General features: G+C 71.7%; 21 protein-coding genes and 2 pseudogenes. 12 read left to right on the top strand and 11 right to left on the bottom strand.

All coding sequences use genetic code 11. The features are described from left to right. Entirely contained in the window at window positions 1-795 is a 795-nt protein-coding gene (locus ACZ56U_RS20750) for an adenosylcobinamide-GDP ribazoletransferase (RefSeq protein ID WP_469085469.1), read from the bottom strand. Window positions 796-855: 60 nt separating this feature from the next. Here ACZ56U_RS20750 and ACZ56U_RS20745 point away from each other — a divergent pair, with 60 nt between their 5' ends. Next, the gene (locus ACZ56U_RS20745) at window positions 856-1,608 is read left to right on the top strand and encodes a hypothetical protein (RefSeq protein ID WP_469085468.1); all 753 of its coding nucleotides are present in this window, start codon (window positions 856-858) and stop codon (window positions 1,606-1,608) included. Here the strand turns inward: ACZ56U_RS20745 and ACZ56U_RS20740 are convergent. Next, entirely contained in the window at window positions 1,560-2,246 is a 687-nt protein-coding gene (locus tag ACZ56U_RS20740) for a hypothetical protein (protein WP_469085467.1), read from the bottom strand. The two genes, ACZ56U_RS20745 and ACZ56U_RS20740, sit on opposite strands and share 49 nt — an antisense overlap. A gap of 157 nt (window positions 2,247-2,403) precedes the next feature. Continuing rightward, window positions 2,404-3,492 (bottom strand): nicotinate-nucleotide--dimethylbenzimidazole phosphoribosyltransferase, encoded by a 1,089-nt coding sequence (gene cobT / locus ACZ56U_RS20735; protein WP_469085466.1) that lies wholly within the window; start codon window positions 3,490-3,492, stop codon window positions 2,404-2,406. A gap of 137 nt (window positions 3,493-3,629) precedes the next feature. Here cobT and ACZ56U_RS20730 point away from each other — a divergent pair, with 137 nt between their 5' ends. Beyond that, entirely contained in the window at window positions 3,630-4,145 is a 516-nt protein-coding gene (locus ACZ56U_RS20730; RefSeq protein ID WP_469085465.1) for a methyltransferase domain-containing protein, read from the top strand. On the opposite strand, the gene ACZ56U_RS20725 is transcribed toward ACZ56U_RS20730, so the two are convergent. Further along, window positions 4,134-5,336, bottom strand: coding sequence for a bifunctional adenosylcobinamide kinase/adenosylcobinamide-phosphate guanylyltransferase (locus ACZ56U_RS20725; RefSeq protein WP_469085464.1), 1,203 nt, complete (start codon window positions 5,334-5,336; stop codon window positions 4,134-4,136). The genes ACZ56U_RS20730 and ACZ56U_RS20725 overlap by 12 nt on opposite strands. Window positions 5,337-5,485: 149 nt before the next feature. Here ACZ56U_RS20725 and ACZ56U_RS20720 point away from each other — a divergent pair, with 149 nt between their 5' ends. Further along, on the top strand, window positions 5,486-5,698 hold the full coding sequence (locus ACZ56U_RS20720; RefSeq protein ID WP_391229821.1) for a hypothetical protein: 213 nt from the start codon (window positions 5,486-5,488) through the stop codon (window positions 5,696-5,698). 51 nt (window positions 5,699-5,749) lie between these two features. Here ACZ56U_RS20720 and ACZ56U_RS20715 read toward each other — a convergent pair. The 3 genes and pseudogenes from ACZ56U_RS20715 to ACZ56U_RS20705 all read right to left on the bottom strand — a co-directional run bounded on the left by ACZ56U_RS20715 (window position 5,750) and on the right by ACZ56U_RS20705 (window position 8,068). Beyond that, window positions 5,750-6,549, bottom strand: a pseudogene (locus tag ACZ56U_RS20715) (S1C family serine protease). Between the two features lie 62 nt (window positions 6,550-6,611). Next, window positions 6,612-7,313, bottom strand: a complete 702-nt coding sequence (locus ACZ56U_RS20710) for a methyltransferase domain-containing protein (protein WP_469085463.1) — start codon at window positions 7,311-7,313, stop codon at window positions 6,612-6,614. Between the two features lie 80 nt (window positions 7,314-7,393). Then, the gene (locus ACZ56U_RS20705) at window positions 7,394-8,068 is read right to left on the bottom strand and encodes a DUF3043 domain-containing protein (protein WP_391229826.1); all 675 of its coding nucleotides are present in this window, start codon (window positions 8,066-8,068) and stop codon (window positions 7,394-7,396) included. Window positions 8,069-8,300: 232 nt separating this feature from the next. On the opposite strand from ACZ56U_RS20705, the gene ACZ56U_RS20700 reads away from it, so the two are divergent. The 5 genes from ACZ56U_RS20700 to ACZ56U_RS20680 all read left to right on the top strand — a co-directional run bounded on the left by ACZ56U_RS20700 (window position 8,301) and on the right by ACZ56U_RS20680 (window position 14,871). Then, the gene (locus tag ACZ56U_RS20700; protein WP_469085826.1) at window positions 8,301-9,065 is read left to right on the top strand and encodes a PspA/IM30 family protein; all 765 of its coding nucleotides are present in this window, start codon (window positions 8,301-8,303) and stop codon (window positions 9,063-9,065) included. Between the two features lie 23 nt (window positions 9,066-9,088). Then, complete coding sequence (pspAA, locus tag ACZ56U_RS20695) at window positions 9,089-9,367, top strand: PspA-associated protein PspAA (protein WP_469085462.1); 279 nt, start codon at window positions 9,089-9,091, stop codon at window positions 9,365-9,367. Between the two features lie 194 nt (window positions 9,368-9,561). Beyond that, a complete protein-coding gene (locus ACZ56U_RS20690) occupies window positions 9,562-10,782 on the top strand; it encodes a sensor histidine kinase (protein ID WP_469085461.1) in 1,221 nt (406 codons plus the stop codon). 163 nt (window positions 10,783-10,945) lie between these two features. Next, on the top strand, window positions 10,946-11,629 hold the full coding sequence (locus ACZ56U_RS20685) for a response regulator (RefSeq protein WP_469085460.1): 684 nt from the start codon (window positions 10,946-10,948) through the stop codon (window positions 11,627-11,629). A 134-nt stretch (window positions 11,630-11,763) separates the two neighbouring features. Then, window positions 11,764-14,871, top strand: coding sequence for an efflux RND transporter permease subunit (locus ACZ56U_RS20680; protein WP_469085459.1), 3,108 nt, complete (start codon window positions 11,764-11,766; stop codon window positions 14,869-14,871). Window positions 14,872-14,996: 125 nt separating this feature from the next. On the opposite strand, the gene nadA is transcribed toward ACZ56U_RS20680, so the two are convergent. Beyond that, window positions 14,997-16,181, bottom strand: coding sequence for a quinolinate synthase NadA (nadA, locus tag ACZ56U_RS20675; RefSeq protein WP_469085458.1), 1,185 nt, complete (start codon window positions 16,179-16,181; stop codon window positions 14,997-14,999). A 305-nt stretch (window positions 16,182-16,486) separates the two neighbouring features. Here nadA and ACZ56U_RS20670 point away from each other — a divergent pair, with 305 nt between their 5' ends. Then, a complete protein-coding gene (locus ACZ56U_RS20670; protein ID WP_007381494.1) occupies window positions 16,487-16,843 on the top strand; it encodes a HesB/IscA family protein in 357 nt (118 codons plus the stop codon). Between the two features lie 97 nt (window positions 16,844-16,940). On the opposite strand, the gene ACZ56U_RS20665 is transcribed toward ACZ56U_RS20670, so the two are convergent. Together ACZ56U_RS20665 and ACZ56U_RS20660 are read right to left on the bottom strand one after the other, a co-directional pair. Further along, window positions 16,941-18,830, bottom strand: coding sequence for a hypothetical protein (locus ACZ56U_RS20665; RefSeq protein WP_469085457.1), 1,890 nt, complete (start codon window positions 18,828-18,830; stop codon window positions 16,941-16,943). Between the two features lie 151 nt (window positions 18,831-18,981). Next, entirely contained in the window at window positions 18,982-19,191 is a 210-nt protein-coding gene (locus ACZ56U_RS20660; protein ID WP_469085456.1) for a hypothetical protein, read from the bottom strand. A 133-nt stretch (window positions 19,192-19,324) separates the two neighbouring features. Between ACZ56U_RS20660 and ACZ56U_RS20655 the strand changes: the two genes are divergently transcribed. Next, window positions 19,325-20,299 carry a carbohydrate kinase family protein gene (locus tag ACZ56U_RS20655; protein ID WP_469085455.1) on the top strand — a complete coding sequence of 325 codons (975 nt, stop codon included), beginning with the start codon at window positions 19,325-19,327 and terminating at the stop codon, window positions 20,297-20,299. A gap of 20 nt (window positions 20,300-20,319) precedes the next feature. Here the strand turns inward: ACZ56U_RS20655 and ACZ56U_RS20650 are convergent, their stop codons facing one another. Beyond that, window positions 20,320-21,684 (bottom strand): aminotransferase class V-fold PLP-dependent enzyme, encoded by a 1,365-nt coding sequence (locus tag ACZ56U_RS20650; RefSeq protein WP_469085454.1) that lies wholly within the window; start codon window positions 21,682-21,684, stop codon window positions 20,320-20,322. A gap of 271 nt (window positions 21,685-21,955) precedes the next feature. Here ACZ56U_RS20650 and ctaC point away from each other — a divergent pair, with 271 nt between their 5' ends. Further along, window positions 21,956-22,915 (top strand): aa3-type cytochrome oxidase subunit II, encoded by a 960-nt coding sequence (gene ctaC, locus ACZ56U_RS20645; protein WP_469085453.1) that lies wholly within the window; start codon window positions 21,956-21,958, stop codon window positions 22,913-22,915. Further along, window positions 22,912-23,114 (top strand): annotated as a pseudogene (locus ACZ56U_RS20640) (aa3-type cytochrome oxidase subunit I); the annotation flags it as partial. The gene ctaC and the pseudogene ACZ56U_RS20640, both read left to right, overlap by 4 nt.

Below are 23,114 nucleotides of genomic sequence, written 5' to 3'. Positions count from 1 at the left end.
CTAGGCCCCCAGCGAGAGCACCACGAACGCGGTTGTCGCCGCCGTCTCCGCGAGCCCGCCGAACACGTCGCCGGTGATCCCGCCGAAGCGGCGGGTGCAGTGCCGCAGCAGGAGTTCCGCGACGGCGAGCGCGGCGAGGACCGCGGCGCCCGCGCGGACGGCGTCGTAGGTCCCGAGCAATGCCCCCGCCCCCGCGGCCGCGAGCACCACCGCCGCGGTGGCGACGACCGCGCCCGTCGCCGGGACCACTCCGGCGACCGCCGCTCCCAGCCCCTCCGGCCGGGCGGGCGGCACCCCCGCGCGGGCCGCCAGGGTGAGCGCGAGCCGGGCCGTCGTCGCCGAGACGACGGCGGCCAGGGTGCCGTGGGCCCACGACGCGTCGTACGCCTGGGTCAGCGCGGCCACCTGCGCGAGGAGTACGAGGACCAGCGTGATGACCCCGAACGGCCCGATGTCGGACTGTTTCATGATCCGCAGCGCGTCCTCGGCGGGCTTGCCGCTGCCGAGGCCGTCGGCGGTGTCCGCGAGGCCGTCGAGATGCAGACCCCGGGTCAGGGCCGCGGGCACCGCGGCGGTGCCGACCGCGGCGAGCGGCGGATGCGCGCCCAGGGCGAGCAGCGCGACGCCGACCAGCGCCGCGAGGGCACCCACCACCAGTCCCGCCAGCGGGGCGCACAGCATCCCCCCGCGGGCCGCCTCGCGATCCCAGCGGGTCACCTTCACCGGCAGCACGGTGAGGGTGCCGAAGGCGAAGCGGAGGCCGTCGGGCCAGGGAGTGGAAGAGGGCGCGGGCATCCGGCGAGGTTACCCGGCGGTCAGGAACGCGTCGGAGCCAGCCCTGGATAAAGTGCGCTTATGGGACATTGGTTGCAGCGGAACATCATCGAGCCGGGCAAGCTGCCGCTGCTCCTCGCCTTGACCGCGTTCGTCGTCACCTTCCTGGTCACCCGGCTCGTCACCCGCCTCATCCGCGCGGGCAAGGGGCCCTTCGGCAACATCAGTTCCGGCGGGGTGCACATCCATCACGTGGTCCCCGGGGTCGTCCTGAGCGTCGTCGGCGGCTTCGGTGCCGTCGCCAGCGGGCGGCACGGGTTCGGGGCGGGCGTGTGCGCGGTGCTGTTCGGTGTCGGCGCGGGCCTGGTGCTGGACGAGTTCGCGCTGATCCTGCACCTCGACGACGTCTACTGGACGGAGGAGGGCCGCAAGAGCGTGGAGGTGGTCGTCCTCACCGCGGCCCTGGTCGGGCTGGTGCTGTCGGGCTTCTCCCCGTTCGGCGTCAACGACCTGAGCGAGGAGGAGCTCCAGGGCCGCGCCAACGTGCTCTCGACCGTGCTGGTCAACTTCCTGTTCGCCCTGGTCGTCCTGGTCAAGGGCAAGGCCCGGATGGCGATCTTCAGCGTGATCGTGCCGCTCGTCGGCCTGATCGGCTTCGTTCGCCTGGCCCGCCCGGGCTCGCCCTGGGCCCGCCGCTTCTACCGGCGCCGGCCGCGGGCCCGCGCCAGGGCCACCCTGCGCGCCTACCACCACGACCGCCGTTGGGCGGGCCCCCGTCGCAGGCTTCAGGACCTGATCGGGGGCAAGCCCGACGCGGTGGCGGCGCGGCGGTGACGCAGTCCGGAGATCCCGCACAGCACCAGCACCGCCGCGATCGCCGCCAGGTGCTCCTTGCCCGCGAGATTGTCCTTGAGCAGAACCTCGACGACCATCGCGACGATCACGACCCCCGCGGTGGCGTACGCCCGACAGCGCCAGGCGACGAACACCGCCAGCCCCACGACGGCCGCCGAGGGCCCGGTGTCCACCACCCGCGCGTCCGAGGCCGGCAGGCCGATCGGGCTGTCGGGGCCCAGCCAGATGCCGAGGCGGGCGTAGAGCGTGCCGGCGAGGGTGGCGGCGTAGGCGAGGGTGAGCGCGCGCCACCAGCCCAGGCAGATCTCCGCGACGCCGAACACGATCAGGATCTGCGCCAACGCGCCCCACACCGGCAGGTCCGGCGCCGGTACGAACAGCGACAGGGGCGTGCGCAGCAGCGCGAGCCACAGCGGGTCCTCCGCGCGCACCGCCCCGACGTCCTGCACGAACCGGTAGCCCCACGGCTGGTTCTGCGTGAACTGGAGCGCCGCCGTCAGGCACACCGCCCCGATCGCCATCGGCACCGCCCGCCACCGCCGCCGCAGCAGCGGCCCGCGCACGGTGGCGTACAGCGGCCCCCATTCGGCACGGGCCCAGCGGGCGATCCAGGTCATCGGCGCGTCTCCAGGTGCTCTCCACCGGGGAAGACCGATCCGCAGACCGTGGAGTTGAGCGCCGCCCGAGTGACCTGGATCTCCCGGTATCGGGTGATGAATCGGGCATGTCCCATGCGTCGCGATCATAGGGGCGCCCGGGGCGGACCGGCCGGAGCTACTCCTCCTTCTCCGGCTCCTCGACGCCCACCTCGACGGCCGGCGCCCGCTCGGGCAGCTCGGCGGCCAGTGCCGCCGCGGCCTGCACCAACGGCAGCGCCAGCAGTCCGCCCGCTCCCTCCCCGACCGTCACCCCGTGCTGCAACAGCGGCTCCAGGGCCATCCGGTCCAGCGCCTTGGCCTGGCCCGGCTCGCCGCTGTCGTGCGCGGCCAGCCACCAGTCCGGCGCCCGGAAGGCGATCCGCTGCCCGACCAGCGCACAGGCGGCGACCACGACCCCGTCCAGCACGACCGGCAGCTTGCGCACCGCGCTCTGCAGCAGGAACCCGGTGATCGCCGCGAGATCCGCCCCGCCCACCGTGGCCAGCAGCTGCAACTGGTCCCCGAGGACCGGCCGGGCCCGGCGCAGCGCGTCGCGGATCGCCGCGCACTTGCGCATCCAGGCGAGGTCGTCGATGGCCAGTCCGCCACGCCCGGTCACCACCGAGGCGTCGGTCCCGCACAGCGCGGCGACCAGCACGCCCGCGGCCGTCGTCCCGCCGACGCTCACATCGCCGAGCACCACCAGATCCGTACCGGAGTCGGCCTCCTCGTCGGCCACCGCGACCCCGGCCCGGAACGCGGCCTCCGCCTCCTGAAGGGTCAGCGCGTCCTCGACGTCGATACGGCCGCTGCCGCGCCGCACCCGGTGCCGCGCGACCTCGCCGGGCAGCGAAGCCGGGTCGCAGTCCAGCGCCATGTCGACGACCCGCACCGGCACGCCGAGCCGCCGTGCGAGCACCGACACCGGCCGCCCGCCCTCGAGGACCTCGCGCACCAACTCCCCGGCGCTGCCCGCCGGTCGGGCCGAGACACCCAGCTCCGCCACGCCGTGGTCGCCCGCGAAGAGCACCACCCGGGGGCGTTCGATCGGCCGCACCGGCACCGCGGACTGCGCCGCCGACAGCCACTCACCCAGGTCGTCCAGGCGGCCCAGCGACCCGGGCGGCACGATCTGGCGCTCCCGGCGCGCCTCGGCGTCGCGGCGCACCCCGCCGTCGGGGCGCTCGATCAGATCGGTGAAGTCGTCGAGATTAAGCGAGCTCATTCGCCGAACAGTACCGGCACCGATCGAACAGAACGGCGTCCCCTGGCCACCACGCGCCCCGGACGTCGTTGCTCCCGGGAGGGAGATCCCATACGTTCCGTTTTGAAGCGAATTGTCGTACGTCTCAGGGAGCCCCCATGCACCGCCTGCGCACCCTTCTCCGCGACCTCGACGAAAGACGACGGCACCGCTCCACGGCCCGCGCGGTCCAGCGGATCGACCCCGAGCCGGAGAGCTGGCTGGACGTGGGCACCGGCGAGGCCCGCTTCCCGGCGGCGGCCAAGGAGCTCTTCCCCTACACGTCCTTCGACGGCCTCGACCCCACCCCCCGCGTCCTGCCGGCCTGGGACGCCGAACGGATCGACGAGGCGTACGTCGGCGACCTCACGGACCCGCACCTCACCCGGGTCCTGGCCGCGCGCTACGACGTGGTCAGCATGCGGCACTCCACCGACGGCCTCGACGCCGCCCTGACCCTGCTGCGCCCCGGCGGCCACCTGCTCCTGGAGACCACCGCGGCCGCGGCGGACGCCCTGCACGCGGAACTCGCCGCCCTGCACTGCGCGATCGTCCCGAACCGCCGCCACCCGCTCCTCGACCGGCTGTCCGGGACGACCCGCCTCATCGCGCGCCGGGCACCCTCACCCGCGTAGCACCACCGCCTGACCGGCCACCACCAGCACCACCTGCTCGCACTCGTCGGCGAACGCCGCGTTCAGGCGCCCGAGTTCGTCCCGGTAACGGCGCCCGGAGGCGCTGGCCGGCACGATCCCCGACCCCACCTCGTTCGACACGGCGACCACGGTCCGCCGGGTCGCCCGCACCGCCCGCGTCAACTCCCGTACGCGCTCCCGGAGCGCCCGCTCCCCACCGCCGGCCCACTCCGCGTCGTCCCACGCCCCGACGGCGTCCATGGCGTCCGTCAGCCACAACGACAGACAGTCGACCAGCAGCGGCGGCCCGTCGTCGGCGAGCAACGGCACGAGGTCGCAGGTCTCGGTCGTACGCCAGGAACCGGGCCGCCGGTCCCGGTGCGCGCTCACGCGCGCGGCCCACTCGCCGTCTCCGTCGCGGGTGCCGCCGGTGGCCACGTACAGCACGTCCGCGAAGGCCTCCAGACGCCGCTCCGCCTCCACCGACTTCCCCGACCGCGCCCCGCCCAGCACCAGCGTCCGCCGCGGCACGTCGGGTACGTCCTCGAAGACGCCCACGGTCAGGGTCGTCCCGTCCGGCACGGCCCGGGCGCCCGCCGCTGCGAGCCGGCGCCGCGACTCGGCGCCGGGCGGCACGTCGTGGTCGAGATGCACGGCGACGACGTCGGTGGTCGGCCCCAGCGCGCCGACCGCCCGCAGCTTGGCGAGCGCGTCCGGCCGCCCCACCACGTCGGCGAGGACCATGTCGTAGCCGTCCCCGGCGTTCTCCTCCAGGCCCGCCGGAGCGCCCCCGGGCGGCAGATAGAGCAGCCGCTGCCCGTCCGGGCCGGTCACCGCGTACCCGGTGCCGGGCGCGTCCATCGCCACCGCCCGCACCCGATGCCCCGTCAGCAGCGCCAACTCCCGCCCGTCCGGCACCCGTCCCGGCTGCGGCAGCCCCGCGGGCACCTCCACGGCCGGCCCGTCGTGCGGATGCGACAGCAGCACCTGCCGCACCTGCCCCAGCGAATGCCCGGCACGCGCCGCCGCGAACGCCACCCCGGGCGTCAGATCGAGCAGCAGCGCCCCGTCGACGAGCAGCGCGGTGGCCGCCCGGGCGTCGGGTCCGAGAGCGACAGCGCAGGCGGCGCAGGGACAGTCGGGGCGGGGGAGCCCCGAGGGAGCACCGGTGCCAAGGAGAGTCAGTTCCACGGCTCGATTTTCACCGGTCGCCGCTGATCTTGCGCGCGCTGGGGTACCCCGGGGGCGCGGGGAACCCCGCGATCGGCCGCACGCGACCCGCACCCGACCGACTACCGTATGTTGATCACGGCCTGACCCAGCGGAGCGAGGAGGCGTACATGGCGGCATGGACGTGGCGGTTCGAGAAGGCCGACGGGACGGAGGTCCAGCCCGCGGTGCAGCCCGAGGAGTTCACCACGCAGGGGGATGCCGAGTCCTGGATCGGTGAGTACTGGAAGGACCTCGCCGAGGGCGGCGCCGACCAGGTGCACCTGTTCGAGGACAGCGCGAAGATCTACGGGCCGATGAGCCTGCACCCCGAAGAGGCGTAGGCCTCTTGAGCGACGGGGGCGGCCATGGCTGTGGCCGCCCCTTCGTCGTCCCTACTGCTCGCCCAAGGTCACGTCCGCCGTCCGCTTCGCACCGTCGCGCGTGTACGTCACCGTCACCTTGTCGCCCGGCCTCTTCGCCGCCAGCGCCTCGGACAGGGACGTGATCGTCGTGATGTCCGTGCCACCGAGCCCGGTGATGACGTCCCCGGCCTCGATGCCCGCCCGGTCGGCGGCGTCCCCGCTCCTCACCTCGACGACCGCGACCCCGGCGGCCCGGTAGCCGTCGTCCACGACCGTCCGGGCGGTGATCCCGAGCGCGGCCCGGCCCGAGTCGGTGACCTTGCCGTCCTTGACGATCTGGTCGGCGACGCCAGCACGATCTGCCCGACCTCGACCTTCGAGGAGTCCGCGAAGGTGGCCGCCCGCAGCCCGTCCGGCACCTTGTCCAGCTTGATGACGGCGAGATCCTGCTCCGGATAGGAGTACACGAGCTTGGCCGACAGGGTGTCCTCGCTGTTCGCGGTCGTCACCCGGAACGTCTTCTCGTCGCCGACGACATGCGCGTTGGTGACGATGTGCCCCTTGTCGTCGTGAACCACCCCGGAGCCCAGGTCGCCGGAGGCCTGGATCTGCACGACCGACGGCAGGACGTCCCTGATGACCTTCAGATAGGCGGCCTGCAGATCGCCGTCCGCGGCGGGCGCGGCGGCCTGCGTGGTCGAGGCCTCGGCGCGCGAGGACCCCGACGCCTTCGACGGGGAGTCGGAGCATCCGGCGACGAGCGCCAGTCCGCACGCGAGCGAGGTGACAGGCACGGCGAGACGGAGGGCACGGGTACGGGAGGCGTCCATGCCCCGAGTCTCCCTACGGGGTGACGGTCCGGCTTGTGCTGCTCACCCGAACGAGCGCACCCTCAGCCCCGCACCCCGCACAGATGCAGCAGCGCCGCTACCCGGCGGTACGGCTCCGTCCGCCCGGCCCGCTCCTCGGCCGCCAGCAACGACTCCAGGTCGGCCGGGATCCGCGTCCCGTCCACCACCGTGTCCGTGAACACCCGCACCCCGTACCAGGCGCGCAGCGGTGCCCCGATCCCGGCGAGCGTCGCGGTGAGCGTCTCCAGCCGGTCCGCGCGGACGTCTAGGCCGAGCCGATTGGTGTACGCGACGGTGTCGAAGGCGCCGAGCGCGCCCGCCCAGTCCCCCGACAGCCCCGGCCGCATCGCCAGCGCGTCGCCGTTGCGCACGAGCAGGGACAGCAGCCCGCCCGGCGCCAGCATCCGCGCCAGCCCCGCCAGCAGCGGATCCGGCTCCTCGACGTACATGAGCACGCCGTGGCACAGCACGACGTCGAAACTGCCCGGCAGGAAGTGGACGCCGGTGTCCCGGCCGTCCCCCTCGATGATCCGCATCCGCTCCCGGATGCCCTCCGGCTCGACGCACAGGGCCTGCCTGGCCGCCGCGACCATCGTGGCGTCCTTCTCCAGCCCGGTCACCTGGTGCCCGGCCCGGGCCAGCCGCAGCGCCTGCGTGCCCTGCCCCATCCCCACGTCGAGCACGCGCAGCCGCTGCCCGACCGGGTACCGGCCCACTATCTGCTCGTCGAGCTGCCGGGCCACCAGCTCCTGTCGTACGACATCCCGCAGCTCGCCCAGCCTGCTCAGCCAGGCCTCCGCGCCCCCGGTGAACGGCGTTGTGCTCAGGGCCGCTCTCCGCGCTTGACCTGCGGCTTGGGCAGCCGGAGCCGGCGCATCTGGAGGGAGCGCATCAGGGCGTAGGCGACCGCGCCCTTGCGGGACTGGTCGGGGAAGCGCTCGGCCAGCTTCTTCTTCAGCCGGAAGACCGTCAGGACCGAGTCGAGCACGATCATGACGATCACGACGAGCCACAGCAGCAGCGCGATGTTCTGCAGCGAGGCCACCCGCACCATGCTCAGCACCAGGATGACCACGGCCATCGGCAGGAAGAACTCCGCCACGTTGAACCGCGCGTCGATGAAGTCGCGGGCGAACTTGCGCACCGGGCCCTTGTCACGCGCGGGCAGATACCGCTCGTCACCGCCGGCCAGCGCCTGGCGCTGCTTCTCCAACGCGGCACGGCGCTCCTCGCGCTGCCGCTTGGCGGCGTCCTTGCGCGTCGTCGACGTGTTGGCCACGCTGCGGCGCTGCGACTGGGCCTCGCTCCGCTTGGGAGTCGGGCGCCCCTTCTTGGCCTCGGGGTGGCGGGTCTGCGTGGAGTCGGTCACCGGCGCCTTGTCGGCGGGGGCCTTCTCGTCCTTGGTGGTGCGGCTACGGAACACAAAACCCAAGGGTACGGGGTGCCCGGGGTTGGACCCCAGCCCGGTGGGGAACGATCCGGCAACACCAGTCGTCATGTAGGGGGACAGAGGGGACGTCCGGTGACCGAATGCTCACCCTGAAGGTCACCTACTCCTTACGCCGGAGCAAGGCCTTGGTCGGTCGTCCTTGGGGATGAGCGCATCCGTCCCCGAACAGTGCGTCAATGGATGCAGGGCCCGTACTGTGGGTTCTGTCGCAGAGCTGAGCTGGAAGTCCGTCAGAAGGGGGCGCGCGAAGCCCATGAGCGGTGTCATGAAGCGTATGGGGATGATCTTCCGCGCGAAGGCGAACAAGGCCCTTGACCGGGCCGAGGACCCGCGCGAAACCCTCGACTACTCGTACCAGAAGCAGCTGGAGCTGCTCCAGAAGGTGCGCCGCGGCGTGGCCGACGTGGCCACGTCCCGCAAGCGTCTGGAACTCCAGCTGAATCAGCTGCAGTCGCAGTCGTCCAAGCTGGAGGACCAGGGCCGCAAGGCGCTCGCGCTGGGCCGTGAGGACCTGGCCCGCGAGGCGCTCTCCCGGCGCGCCGCCCTCCAGCAGCAGGTGACGGACCTCGAGACCCAGCACGCGACGCTCCAGGGTGAGGAGGAGAAGCTCACCCTGGCGGCCCAGCGGCTCCAGGCCAAGGTCGACGCCTTCCGCACCAAGAAGGAGACCATCAAGGCCACCTACACCGCGGCCCAGGCGCAGACCCGCATCGGTGAGGCGTTCTCCGGCATCTCCGAGGAGATGGGCGACGTCGGCATGGCCATCCAGCGTGCCGAGGACAAGACCGCCCAGCTCCAGGCGAGGGCCGGCGCGATCGACGAGCTGCTCGCCTCCGGCGCCCTCGACGACCAGTCCGGCATGCGCAAGGACGACATCCAGGCCGAGCTGGACCGGCTCTCCGGTGGTACGGATGTAGAGCTGGAACTGCAGCGCATGAAGGCCGAGCTCGCCGGAGGGTCGTCCCAGCAGGCGATCGAGGGCGGCACCGGCCAGCAGCGGTCCCCGCAGCAGCCGCAGGACACCCCGCGCTTCGACAAGCAGTAGGGCCCACGCCTTAGGAGGGCGACATGATCGTCAGGATCATGGGGGAGGGGCAGGTGAGACTGGCCGACGGCCACCTCGCCGAGCTGAACAAGCTGGACGACGAACTGCTGGCCGAGATGGACAACGGCGACGGCCCCGGCTTCCGCCGCACCTTCGAGGCCCTGCTGTCCAAGGTCCGGGAGCTGGGCGAACCGCTGCCCGACGACGCCCTCGAACCCTCGGACCTCATCCTCCCGTCCCCGGACGCCACCCTCCAGGAGGTCCGGGACCTGCTCAGCGACGACGGACTGATCCCGGGGTAGTCGCCACGCTTCTCGACGCCGGTCGATCTCTCAGACCGCCCGGCGTCCGAGGACCAGGCCTCTCAAGGGCCGAGCGGGGTTCTGGGGGCGTCAGCCCCCAGCGAGAGGCGCGCTCCGACGGCAGCCGAAGAACACGGCACACCTACAGCTGACCCCCGTTCCACGCCCCGCAGGGCCCCCGTACCGTTGCAGACGTGAGCACCCTCGAGCGTGTCCGGCAGCAGCTGAAGGCGCACCCCATGGCGCTGGACGCGATCCTCGCGGCCGGCGTCCTCGCCTGCATGGTGGCCGGCTCCTTCGTGGACCCGCGCGGCCCGGACGGCGTCACCTGGGGCTTGCGCACACCGGCCCCGCTGAGTCTGGTCCTCATCGGCCTGAGCGCCGCCGCCCTCGTCCTGCGCCGCCGCGCCCCGATGACGGTCCTCGCCCTCACCGGCGCCTTCTCGGTCGCCGAGTGCGTCACCGGCGACCCCCGCGCCCCGGTCGCCATGTCCGCGGTGATCGCCCTCTACACCGTCGCCTCCGCCACCGACCGCCCCACCACCTGGCGGGTCGGCCTGCTCACGATGACCGTCCTGACCGCCGCCGCCATGCTCGGCGGCCCCCTGCCGTGGTACGCCCAGGAGAACCTCGGCATCTTCGCCTGGACCGGCATCGGCGCCACCGCCGGGGACGCCGTCCGCAGCCGCCGCGCCTTCGTGCAGGCCATCCGGGAACGCGCCGAGAAGGCCGAACGCACCCGCGAGGAGGAGGCCCGTCGCCGGGTCGCCGAGGAACGCCTGCGCATCGCCCGCGACCTGCACGACGTCGTCGCCCACCACATCGCCCTGGTCAACGTGCAGGCAGGCGTCGCCGCACACGTCATGGACAAGCGCCCCGACCAGGCCAAGGAGGCCCTGGCCCACGTCCGCGAGGCCAGCCGCTCGGCGCTCAACGAACTCCGCGCCACGGTCGGCCTGCTCCGACAGTCCGGCGACCCCGAGGCCCCCACCGAGCCCGCCCCCGGCCTGGACCGGCTCGAGGAGCTCGTCGGCACCTTCCGCAGCGCCGGACTGCGTGTCGAGGTCGCCCGCGCCGACGGCGACACCCGGCTCCCCGCCGCCGTGGGCCTGGCCGCCTACCGCGTCATCCAGGAAGCCCTCACCAACATCCAGAAGCACGCCGGTACGGCGGCGAAGGCCGAGGTCAGCGTCGTCCGGGTGGGCCCGAACATCGAGATCACCGTCGTCGACGACGGCGCCGGCCACGACGAGGACCCGTCGAGCGGCGGCGGCCACGGCCTGCTCGGCATGCGCGAACGCGTCACCGCCCTGCGCGGCACCCTCACCACCGGCCCCCGGTACGGCGGCGGCTTCCGCGTCCATGCGATCCTGCCGGTCAGGACCCGCGGCCGCGCCGCCGACGACGCCGAATGACCGGCTCGGGGAACTCCGGCGCACCCCGCGGAAGTTGTCGTGACACCGGCCCGTCGGCGCCGGCCCGTCAACACCAGCCGTCGGCACCCGGCCACCGACACCAACCCGCCGGCACCGCCCGCCGTCCGCCGGTACCGAGACCATCTGCAGCTGAGGACCCCGTATGACCATCCGCGTCCTGCTCGCCGACGACCAGGCTCTGCTGCGCAGCGCCTTCCGGGTGCTCGTCGACTCCGAGCCGGACATGGAGGTCGTCGGCGAGGCCTCCGACGGCGCCGAGGCGGTGCGGCTGGCCAGGCAGGAGCGGGCCGACGTCGTCCTGATGGACATCCGGATGCCGGGCACGGACGGCCTCGCCGCCACCCGCATGATCAGCGAGGACCCGTCGCTCGCTCAGGTCCGGGTGGTGATCCTGACGACCTTCGAGGTGGACGACTACGTGGTGCAGTCGCTGCGGGCCGGCGCCTCCGGCTTCCTCGGCAAGGGCAGCGAGCCCGAGGAACTGCTCAGCGCCATCCGCATCGCGGCCGGCGGCGAGGCCCTGCTCTCCCCGGCCGCCACCAAGGGCCTGATCGCCCGGTTCCTCGCCCAGGGCGACGGCGCCGACGAGGACGCCGACCCCGCCCGGGCCGCACGGCTCGACGCCCTCACCGTCCGCGAGCGCGAGGTCCTGGTCCAGGTCGCCGGCGGTCACTCCAACGACGAGATCGCCGAGCGGCTGGAGGTGAGCCCGCTGACGGTGAAGACACACGTCAACCGGGCCATGGCCAAGCTCGGCGCCCGCGACCGGGCCCAGCTCGTGGTGATCGCCTACGAGTCCGGGCTGGTACGTCCAAGGGTGGACTGACCTCCACCCCGTCTACTGCGGGCGGAGTATGCGCGGGATAAGGAAATGGACCTGGGGGCTACGAAACACCCGCCCCGAAGGCCACAGGGTGGAGGAGCCGCTTCTGCCGCTCACAGAATTGAGATCCCTGACCCATGTCCTGGCTGTCGAGATTCAGCCTCGCGCAACGTGCCCTCATCGGCCTGATGTCGATCATCGCGCTCGCCTTCGGGGCGATCGCGATCCCCCAGCTCAAGCAGCAGCTGCTGCCCTCCATCGAACTGCCCATGGTGTCCGTGCTCGCCCCCTACCAGGGCGCCTCCCCGGACGTCGTCGAGAAGCAGGTCGTGGAGCCCATCGAGAGCAGCCTCGAAGCCGTCGACGGCATCGAGAGCGTCACCTCCACGGCCAGTGAGGGCAACGCCGTGATCATGGCGTCCTTCGACTACGGCCCCGACACCAAGCAGCTCGTCGCCGACGTCCAGCAGGCCGTCAACCGGGCCCGCGCCCAGCTCCCGGACGACGTCGACCCGCAGGTCGTGGCCGGCTCCACGGACGACATGCCGACCGTCGTCCTCGCCGTCACCTCCGAGGCGGACCAGCAGGCCCTCGCCGACCGGCTCGACCGGACCGTCGTACCGGACCTGAAGGCCATCGACGGCGTCGGCCAGGTCACCGTGGACGGCGTCCGCGACCTCCAGGTCACCGTCACCCCCGACGAGGCGAAGCTCGCCAAGGCGGGCCTCACCTCGGCCTTGCTCGCCCAGGCCCTCCAGGCGGGCGGCGCGACCGTCCCGGCCGGCTCCTTCGACGAGGACGGCGCCAACCGCACCGTCCAGGTCGGCGGCGGCTTCACCTCGGTCGGCCAGATCGAGAACCTGATGGTCACCGGTGCGGCCGGGAAGAAGCCCGTACGCCTCGGCGACGTGGCCACGGTCCGGCAGGAGCAGGCCGCGGCCGACTCCCTCACCCGCACCGACGGCAAGCCGAGCCTCGCGGTCATGGTCACCATGGACCACGACGGCAGCGCGGTCTCCATCTCGAACGCGGTCGAGGACAAGCTGCCCGCCCTGCGCGAGGACCTCGGCGCCGGTGCCGACATCACCGTCGTCAGCGACCAGGGCCCCGCGGTCGCGAAGGCCATCGACGGCCTGACCACCGAGGGCGCGCTCGGCCTGCTCTTCGCGGTCCTCGTCATCCTGGTCTTCCTGGCGTCGATCCGCTCGACGCTGGTCACCGCGGTCTCCATCCCGCTGTCGGTGGTCCTCGCCCTGATCGTGCTGTGGACCCGCGACCTCTCGCTCAACATGCTGACGCTGGGCGCGCTGACCATCGCCATCGGCCGGGTCGTCGACGACTCGATCGTGGTCCTGGAGAACATCAAGCGGCACCTCGGCTACGGCGAGGAGCGCCAGGAGGCCATCCTCAAGGCGGTCCGCGAGGTCGCCGGAGCGGTCACCTCCTCCACCCTCACCACGGTCGCCGTCTTCCTGCCGATCGGCCTGGTCGGCGGCATGGTGGGCGAGCTGTTCGGCTCCTTCAGCCTGACGGTCACGGCGGCGCTGCTGGCGTCCCTGCTGGTCTCCCTGACGGTCGTCCCGGTCCTGTCGTACTGGTTCCTGCGCGCCCCGAAGGGCACCCCCGAGGACGCCGAGGAGGCGCGCCGCCTCGCGGAGGAGAAGGAGGCCAGGAGCAGGCTCCAGCGGCTCTACGTCCCCGTGCTGCGGTTCGCCACCCGGCGCCGTCTGACCAGCGTGCTGATCGCGGTCGTGATCCTCGTCGGCACGTTCGGCATGTCCGGACTGCTGAAGACCAACTTCTTCGACCAGGGCGAGCAGGAAGTCCTCACCGTCAAGCAGGAGTTGAAGCCCGGCACCAGTCTGGCGGCCACCGACGAGCAGGCCCGGAAGGTCGAGGGGCTGCTCGCCCGCACCAAGGGCGTCAAGGACTACCAGGTCACCGTCGGCTCGTCCGGCTTCATGGCGGCCTTCGGCGGCGGCACCGACACCAACCAGGCCTCGTACCAGGTGATGCTGGACGACTCGGCCTCCTACGACGACGTCCAAGGCCGCATCGAGGCGGGCCTGAAGAAGCTCGACGGCATCGGTACGACGACCATCACGGCCGGCGACGGCTTCGGCGCCCAGGACCTCAGCGTGGTGGTGAAGGCGGCCGACGCCGACGTGCTGCGCGAGGCGTCGGAGGAGGTCCGCAGGACGGTCGCCGGACTGGACGACGTCACGGACGTCACCAGCGACCTGGCGGTGAGCGTGCCGCGCGTCACGGTGAAGGCCAACTCCAAGGCCGCCGCGGCCGGTTTCGACGACCGGACCCTCGGCGCGGCCGTCGCCCAGGCGGTCCGGGGCACCACCGCCGCCCAGGCGATCCTGGACGACACCGAGCGCGACGTCGTCATCAGGTCGGCGAAGCCGGCGCGGACCCTCGCGGAGCTCAGGAACCTGAGGCTCGGCCCGGTGAAGCTGGGTGACATCGCCACGGTCGAGCTGGCGGACGGCCCGGTCTCGATGACCCGCATCGACGGTCAGCGCGCGGCCACCATCACCGCCAAGCCGACCGGCGACAACACGGGCGCGGTGAGCCAGGACCTCACCTCCAAGCTGGACGCCCTGAAGCTCCCGGCGGGCGCCACGGCCGAGATCGGCGGTGTCACCTCGGACCAGGACTCGGCGTTCAAGAACCTGGGTCTGGCGATGCTGGCGGCGATCGCGATCGTCTTCATGCTGCTGGTGGCGACGTTCCGTTCGCTGGCCCAGCCGCTGATCCTGCTGGTCTCGATCCCGTTCGCCGCGACGGGCGCGATCGGCCTGCTGATCCTCACGGACACCCCGATGGGCGTCCCCGCGATGATCGGCATGCTGATGCTCATCGGCATCGTGGTGACCAACGCGATCGTGCTGATCGACCTGATCAACCAGTACCGCAGGCAGGGGTACTCCACGGTCGACGCGGTCATCGAGGGCGGCCGCCACCGGCTGCGCCCGATCCTCATGACGGCCCTGGCGACGATCTTCGCCCTGCTCCCGATGGCCCTCGGGGTCACCGGCGAGGGCGGCTTCATCGCCCAGCCGCTCGCGGTGGTCGTGATCGGCGGCCTGATCACCTCGACCCTGCTCACCCTGCTCCTGGTCCCGACCCTCTACACGATGCTGGAGCTCCGCAAGGAGCGCCGCGCGAAGAAGCGGGCGGCCAGGCGGGAGAAGAAGGCCGAGGTCCCGGCCCAGCCGGAACCCGCCGGGGTGTAGGACCAACAAGACCAACAAGACCAACAAGACCAACAAGACCAACAAGACGAACAAGACGAACAAGACGAACGGCCGGGTACGGAGCAGCTCCGTACCCGGCCGTTCACGTCCGCCGCTCGGCAGAGCTACGGCAGCGCCAGCATCCGCTCCAGCGCCAGCTTCGCGAACGCCTCGGTCTCCTTGTCGACCTCGATGCGGTTGACGAGCTTGCCCTCGGCGAGGGACTCCAGCGTCCACACCAGGTGGGGGAGGTCGATGCGGTTCATCGTCGAGCAGAAGCAGACCGTCTTGTCCAGGAAGACGATCTCCTTGCCCTCGGGCGCGAAACGGTTCGCCAGCCGCCGGACCAGGTTCAGCTCGGTCCCGATGGCCCACTTGGAGCCGGCCGGAGCCGCCTCCAGCGCCTTGATGATGTACTCGGTCGAGCCGACGTAGTCCGCCGCGGCCACGACCTCGTGCTTGCACTCGGGGTGCACCAGCACGTTCACGCCGGGGATCCGCTCGCGCACGTCGCGGACCGACTCCAGGCTGAAGCGGCCGTGCACCGAGCAGTGGCCGCGCCACAGGATCATCCTGGCGTCCCGCAGCTGCTCGGCGGTCAGCCCGCCGTTCGGCTTGTGCGGGTTGTAGACGACGCAGTCCTCCAGCGTCATCCCCATGTCCCGCACGGCGGTGTTCCGGCCGAGGTGCTGGTCGGGGAGGAAGAGAACCTTCTCACCCTGCTCGAAGGCCCACTCAAGAGCCTTCTTGGCGTTCGACGAGGTGCAGATCGTGCCCCCGTGCCGGCCCGTGAACGCCTTGATGTCCGCGGACGAGTTCATGTACGAGACGGGCACGACCTGCTCGGCTATCCCGGCCTCGGTCAGCACGTCCCAGCACTCGGCGACCTGCTCGGCGGTGGCCATGTCGGCCATCGAGCAGCCGGCGGCGAGGTCGGGCAGGACCACCTTCTGGTCGTCCGAGGTCAGGATGTCCGCCGACTCCGCCATGAAGTGCACACCGCAGAACACGATGTACTCGGCCTCCGGGCGCGCGGCCGCGTCCCGGGCCAGCTTGAAGGAGTCACCCGTGACGTCCGCGAACTGGATGACCTCGTCGCGCTGGTAGTGGTGGCCGAGCACGAAGACCTTGCCGCCGAGCTTCTCCTTGGCCGCGCGGGCGCGCTCCACGAGGTCGGGGTCGGACGGTGAGGGCAGGTCGCCGGGGCACTCGACACCCCGCTCGCTCTTCGGATCGGCCTCCCTGCCGAGGAGCAGCAGGGCGAGCGGAGTCGGCTGTACGTCGAGCTCCTGGGTCTGGGCGGTGGTCACGACACGCACCCTTTCTGTTCTGCGGCTCGCCGGTCCGTGGGCCGGACCGGCGGTAGTTTTCGTCGAATTGACGTTATCTATCATAACCGCTTCACGTCACTTTGACGATGGCCATAGTGTCGGTGTGACATGAATCCCGGTGCCGCACCGGCGGATCGGCTCGGCGGTCGCTGTTCGCTTCGTCGGCGGTGTGCGAGCATGAAAGGACAGGCGGAAAGACAAGTCGCTCGGCCCGGAATGAATCCGCGGCCCCGACGGTTGCAACCGTCGGTAAGCAGTCTCCGTACAACCCGGGAGAGATGTAGATGTCCGTATCGGACGAGACCGGCACCGTCACCGACGGCATCATCCTGTCCGACGCCGCCGCGGCGAAGGTCAAGGCCCTGCTCGACCAGGAAGGCCGTGACGACCTGGCCCTGCGCGTCGCCGTCCAGCCCGGTGGCTGCTCGGGCCTGCGCTACCAGCTGTTCTTCGACGAGCGGTCCCTCGACGGTGACGTCGTCAAGGACTTCGACGGCGTCAAGGTCGTCACCGACCGCATGAGCGCTCCGTACCTCGGTGGCGCCTCCATCGACTTCGTCGACACCATCGAGAAGCAGGGCTTCACGATCGACAACCCCAACGCCACGGGCTCCTGCGCCTGCGGCGACTCGTTCAGCTAGATCCGGCTGGACCGGCTGAACAACAGAACACACGCGAAGGCGGCGGCCCCCTCCGACAGGGCCGCCGCCTTCGCGCGTTCAGCGCGGGGAAGGGGGATCAGCGCGCCCCGGACGTCCCCGGGAGCCGGGCCCCCGCCTTCTCCAGCGGGACTTCCTTGCCGTCCGAGCCCACGACCTCGCGGTCGCCCAGCGGCGCCTTGAGCCGCAGTGTCTCGTGGTAGACCTTCGCGATCAGGATGCAGACCTTGTCCGGCAACGGCGTCTCGGTCACCCGGACCGTCACCTTGCCGGAGCCCTCCACCACCGAGGCCTTGTAGTCGGCGCAGACCCCGCCGGTGTAGCTCACGGTCAGCTCGTCGCCCTCGGCGGTGTAGCCGCCCACCGTCACGTCACGGGTGGCCGGCGCCGCGGTCGGCTGGTCGGGGTCGGGCCCGGTCGGCCGGGGGCTCGGCCGCTCGGTCGGCCCCGCGGAGGGCGTGTCCGAGGCCAGGTACGTCGGGTCGATCGCCGGATACGTCACCGTGAAGCCGTCCTGCGCGCCCTGTGCCCGCACCTGGAACAGCCAGGACGGCACCAGCGCCTGCCGCCCGTCCACATAGTGCGAGGCCAGCCCGAAGACCGCCTTCTCGACCGTGATCGTCTCCTGCTTCGGCGTGCTCGCCGACGCCTGCGACCCGCACGGCGCCTCCAGCCGGTCCTTCAGCGGTACGGCGGTGGCGCAGCCCCCGATGCCCATCCGGTGCCCGTCCGCCGGCCGCGCGTTCAGCAGCTCCAGCGCCTTCGCGGCGTCCACGACGGGATACGTGTCGCTCTTGGCCGGTGCCTTCAGCTGACCGCTGCCGCCGACGACCTCGCCCCGCGCGTTCACGGTGACCCCGGTCGTCCAGCCGTGCGTCGGCAGTCCCCCGATCACCGGATCGGCGTTCACCACCCGCTGGGCGCCCATGACCTGGCCCGCGTCGACCTTGGCGTCGTCCTGCCCGACCGCCTTCAGGACCGGCGCCGCCGCCTTCTTCGCGGCGTCCTCGCTCACCGGGTCGCCGGCCGGTGCGGCGGGGTCGCTCGCGCACAGGGTCCCGCCGCCGCAGTCATTGGTGCCGGGCGCGTACCGGTGGAACGTCCACGCCCCCGGCGCCTGCTGGTTCACCTGCAGACTCGGCCCGGCCGCCTCCTGCGCGCCGACCTTCCAGGCCTGCCCCTCCAGGACCGGCGTCCCCGTCACCCCGAGTGCCTTCGCCAGCCGTGCCACCTCGTCCGCGGTGACCTTGCCGGCCGCCCGGTAGACGGGGGCCTCGTCGGGACCGTCCGCGAGCGTGCCCCCGGCCCGGTAGGTGACGCCGTACGGATTCGGCTCACCCGGCGCGATCCCGGCCGTGCCCTCGTCGCCCCCGGTGTATCCGTCGAGCCGGAGCGGCGGGGGAGTGCCGTCGCCGCGCGCCCCGGTCGTCGTACCCCCGCCCGACCCACCGGACGCGGACGCGGCGAGATACGCCCCACCGCCCCCGACGAGCAGTACGGCGGCGGCGACGGAGGCGACGAGCACGGGGGTACGGGGCCGACCGGAACGCGGCGCCTCGGGCTCACCGTCCCGGGGCACCTCGTCCTCGGCGGGCTCGGTCTCGGCGGGCTGGGGCGCGGCGGGCTGGGCCTGCTCGGGGGCTTCGGGGCGCTCGGCGGGCTCGGGCGCGGCGGACTGGGCCCGCTCGGAGGCCTCGGCGGGCTCGGCGGGCTCAGTGGGCCGGTCGGGTTCGGGCGCCTCGGCAGCCTCGGCGGGGCCGGAAGCGGCACCCGAAGGCTCGGCGGTCTCGACCGTCCCGGCCGCCTCCACAGGCTCGGGGGCCTCGGGGGGAGTGTCCTCGCGGGACGCCTGGGCCCCCTCCGTCGCCGTACCGCCCTCGTCCTCGGCGATACCGGCAGCACCCTCATCGGCGTCCGTGGTCCTGCCGACCTCGGTGTCGTCGTCGTTCTCGGGTCGCTCGGTGTTCACCGCATCGCTCCTTCAACCGCGCCATGTCCCAGTGACCCTGACCCGACCACGTCAAAACGGCCGGGCGGTGGGTCGTATCCCACGTCCCCTTTACGGGGGACAGCGATGGGACGCGGCGGGGGAGCGCGCGGTTCCCTTCAGAGCGCTGGTTTCAGTCGCCGTAGTCCGACATCGCGTCCAGCAGGCGCGCGGACCTCGTCGGAACGGTCACACCGTGGATGAGGGAGGGCGAGACGGGGCGGGCGATGACGCGGTCGGGAGCCGCCCAGTGCGGGACCATCCGGGCGCAGTCGCCGCGCAGCGACGCCAGATCGCCGTCCAGATCGGCCGGAACGGGGGCGTGGACCTCGAGGTTCTTCATGACGGCACCGTAGGCACGTCCGGGCCCGCGAAGAAAGATCTACTATCGGGTAGTTTCGGCGGCTGCCGAGGTCCGCGGCGACCGGGTAGCGTGAACCGTCAACCCAGTTTCTCCCCACAGGAGAGTCCACGCCGTGCGCATCGCAGTCACCGGCTCCATCGCCACCGACCACCTCATGACCTTCCCCGGCCGCTTCGCCGACCAGCTCGTAGCGGACCAGTTGCACACGGTCTCGCTCTCCTTCCTGGTCGACAACCTGGACGTACGCCGGGGCGGAGTGGGCGCGAACATCGCCTTCGGTATGGGCCAGCTCGGCACCTCGCCGATCCTGGTCGGGGCCGCGGGCTTCGACTTCGACGAGTACCGGGCCTGGCTGGACCGGCACGGCGTCGACACCGCGTCCGTGCGTATCTCGGAGACGCTGCACACCGCCCGCTTCGTGTGCACCACCGACGCCGACCACAACCAGATCGGCTCCTTCTACACCGGCGCGATGAGCGAGGCCCGCCTCATCGAGCTCAAGACCGTCGCCGACCGCGTGGGCGGTCTCGACCTGGTCCTCATCGGCGCCGACGACCCCGAGGGGATGCTGCGCCACACGGAGGAGTGCCGCTCGCGCGCCATCCCGTTCGCCGCGGACTTCTCCCAGCAGATCGCCCGGATGAACGGCGACGAGATCCGGATACTGCTGGATGGCGCCACCTACCTCTTCTCCAACGAGTACGAGAAGGGGCTCATCGAGTCCAAGACCGGCTGGACGGACGAGGAGATCCTCACCAAGGTCGGTCACCGCGTCACCACGCTCGGCGCGCAGGGCGTGCGCATCGAGCGCGTCGGCGAGGAGCCGATCGTCGTCGGCTGCCCGGACGAGGAGCGCAAGGCGGACCCGACGGGCGTCGGCGACGCGTTCCGCGCGGGGTTCCTGTCGGGACTGGCGTGGGGGGTGTCGCTGGAGCGCGCGGCCCAGGTGGGCTGCATGCTGGCGACCCTCGTCATCGAGACGGTGGGCACGCAGGAGTACCAGCTGCGCCGGGGCCACTTCATGGAGCGGTTCACGAAGGCGTACGGGGACGAGGCCGCGGCCGAGGTGCAGAAGCACCTGGTCTGAGCCGACCGGACCGACAGCGCCTAGACGAGCCGGCGGACGAGATAGGCCGTCCCCTTCTCCGCCGGCTCCTCACCCACGTACTCCTGCTCCCGCATCTCGCACCAGGCGGGGATGTCCAGGCGGGCCGCCTCGTCGTCCGACAGGACGCGGATCAGCCCGCCCACGGGCACGTCCCCGACCACCTTCGCCAGCTCGATCACCGGGATCGGGCAGCGCTTGCCGAGGGCGTCCACGACCAGCTCGTCCGCCCGTACGACGGCCGACGGCGTCGGCGCGCCCAGCTTCTCCCGCACCCCCGCCACCGCACCCGGCAGCACGGCGAGAAACCTCTCCACGTCCTCCTCGGCCGCCCCGAACGGCAACGAGATCCGCACATTCCCCTCACTCAGCACCCCCATCGCCTTGAGCACATGGCTCGGCGTCAGCGTGCTGCTGGTGCAGGACGAGCCGGACGAAACGGAGAAACCCTCCCGGTCCAGTTCGTGCAGCAGGGTCTCCCCGTCGACATAGAGACAGGAGAAGGTGACGATCCCGGGCAGCCGCCGCTCCGGGTCCCCCACCACCTCCACGTCCGGCACCAGCCGCGGCACCCGGTCCCGGATCCGCCGCGTCAGCTCCCGCAGCCGTACCGCCTCCTGGGCCGCCTCGGCCCGTACCGCCCGCAGGGAAGCCGCGGCGGCGACGATCGCGGGCAGGTTCTCGAACCCGTATCCCCGTTCGTCCATCGGCCCCTGAGCGGCGAACCGCACGCCCTTCCGCACGACAAGCAGTCCGACCCCGGCAGGTCCACCCCATTTGTGCGCACTGCCCGCCAGCAGTGACCAGCCCCCTTCGGCCGGCCCCCACCCGAGGGACTGCGCCGCATCCACCATCAGCGGCACCCCGGCCGCCCGGCACACCTCGGCGACCTCGGCCACCGGCTGCTCGGTGCCCACTTCGTGGTTGGCCGACTGAAGACAGGCGAGCGCGGTGTCCTGGCGCAGCGCGGCGGCGTAGGCCGAAGGGTCCACCCTGCCCGATCGCTCAACACTCACTCGAGTGACCGAACCGCCCTCCTTCTCCAGCGCTTCGGCCGAATGGAGCACGGAGGAATGTTCCACCGCTGACACGATCAGGTGACGCCCGACGCGCCGCCGCCCGCCCAACGCCCCCGCGACACCGGCGTGCACAGCCGCGGTGCCGGACGGGGTGAACCTGAGTTCGTCCACCCGACACCCCACGGCCTCGGCGGCGGCTTCCCGTGCGGCATCGAGCAGCATCCGGGCTCTGCGACCTTCGCGGTAGAGACGGGAGGGATCAGCCCACCCTTCATCCAGCGAGGCCAACAGAGCCTGACGAGCGACGGGATGGAGAGGCGCACTGGATGCAGCGTCAAAGTAGGACACGCGCCAACGCTAACCCCGCCAGGGACGCGAGGCTGTGTCCCTGTGCGGCTCCGCCGCGGGGCGCGATCGGCCACAAACCACCCGCAGCCGCCATTCCAGCGAACCGCCCCGCTCAGTAGGCACCCCTCCCCGCGAACCCCCGGAGGGGGTGGGCTAGGGTTTGGTCCGCATAAACATCCAAACCCCTGCCCGACGCAGGGCGGCGACCGACCACCGAGTTAGGCCAGGCCGCAGCCGATACGCGCGGGCGAGACTCTCGGGAAGGCGCTACGTGAGTCCCAACGGCTCCGACCGCTCGCCGCGGCGCCCGATGCGGCGGAAGCTGCTGCAGGCAATGACCGCGGGCCTGGTCCTGGCGACCGCGACCGGTTGCACATACAAGGACTTCCCCCGCCTTGGTATGCCCACCCCCACCACCGAAGAGGCTCCGCGGATCCTCTCCCTGTGGCAGGGCTCGTGGGCGGCCGCGCTCGCCACCGGCGTGCTGGTCTGGGGCTTGATCCTGTGGAGCGCCATGTTCCACCGGCGCAGCCGCACCAAGGTCGAGGTTCCTCCGCAGACCCGGTACAACATGCCCATCGAGGCGCTGTACACGGTGGTCCCCCTCATCATCGTCTCGGTGTTGTTCTACTTCACGGCTCGTGACGAGTCGAAGCTCCTGAGCCTCGAGAAGAAGCCCGACGTCACGGTCAACGTGGTCGGCTTCCAGTGGAGCTGGGGCTTCAACTACGTCGAGAGCGTGGACGGTTCCACCGGCGACGCGAAGACCGACGAGAACCTGGCCGCCATTCCGGACCGGTTCAAGAAGGACTTCCCCGCCAACGCCGGCGGTGTCTACGACGTCGGCACGCCCGGCACGCGGAACCCGCAGACCAACAACCCGGGTCCGACCCTCTGGCTCCCCAAGGGCAAGACGGTCCGCTTCGTCCTCACCTCGCGTGACGTCATCCACTCCTTCTGGGTGGTGCCGTTCCTGATGAAGCAGGACGTCATTCCGGGGCACACCAACTCCTTCCAGGTGACCCCCAACAAGGAGGGCACCTTCCTGGGCAAGTGTGCGGAGCTCTGCGGGGTCGACCACTCCCGCATGCTGTTCAACGTGAAGGTCGTCTCTCCCGAGCGCTACGAGCAGCACCTCAAGGAACTCGCCGAGAAGGGGCAGACCGGTTACATTCCCGCGGGCATCGAGCAGACCGCCCATGAGAAGAACCGGGAGACGAACAACCTGTGAGCATCCTCAACGAACCTCAGGGTGCCGCGGCAGAGTCCCACTACGAGGACGAACTGCCGGTCCGGCGCAAGCAGCCCGGCAACGTCGTGGTCAAGTGGCTCACCACCACTGACCACAAGACGATCGGGACGCTGTATCTGGTCACGTCCTTCGCGTTCTTCTGCATCGGTGGTCTGCTGGCGCTGTTCATGCGCGCCGA

This window comes from Streptomyces sp. NPDC034103 (assembly GCF_055575395.1).
Note: the sequence above shows the minus strand (reverse complement) of the source record. Positions and strands in the feature narration are given on the sequence as shown.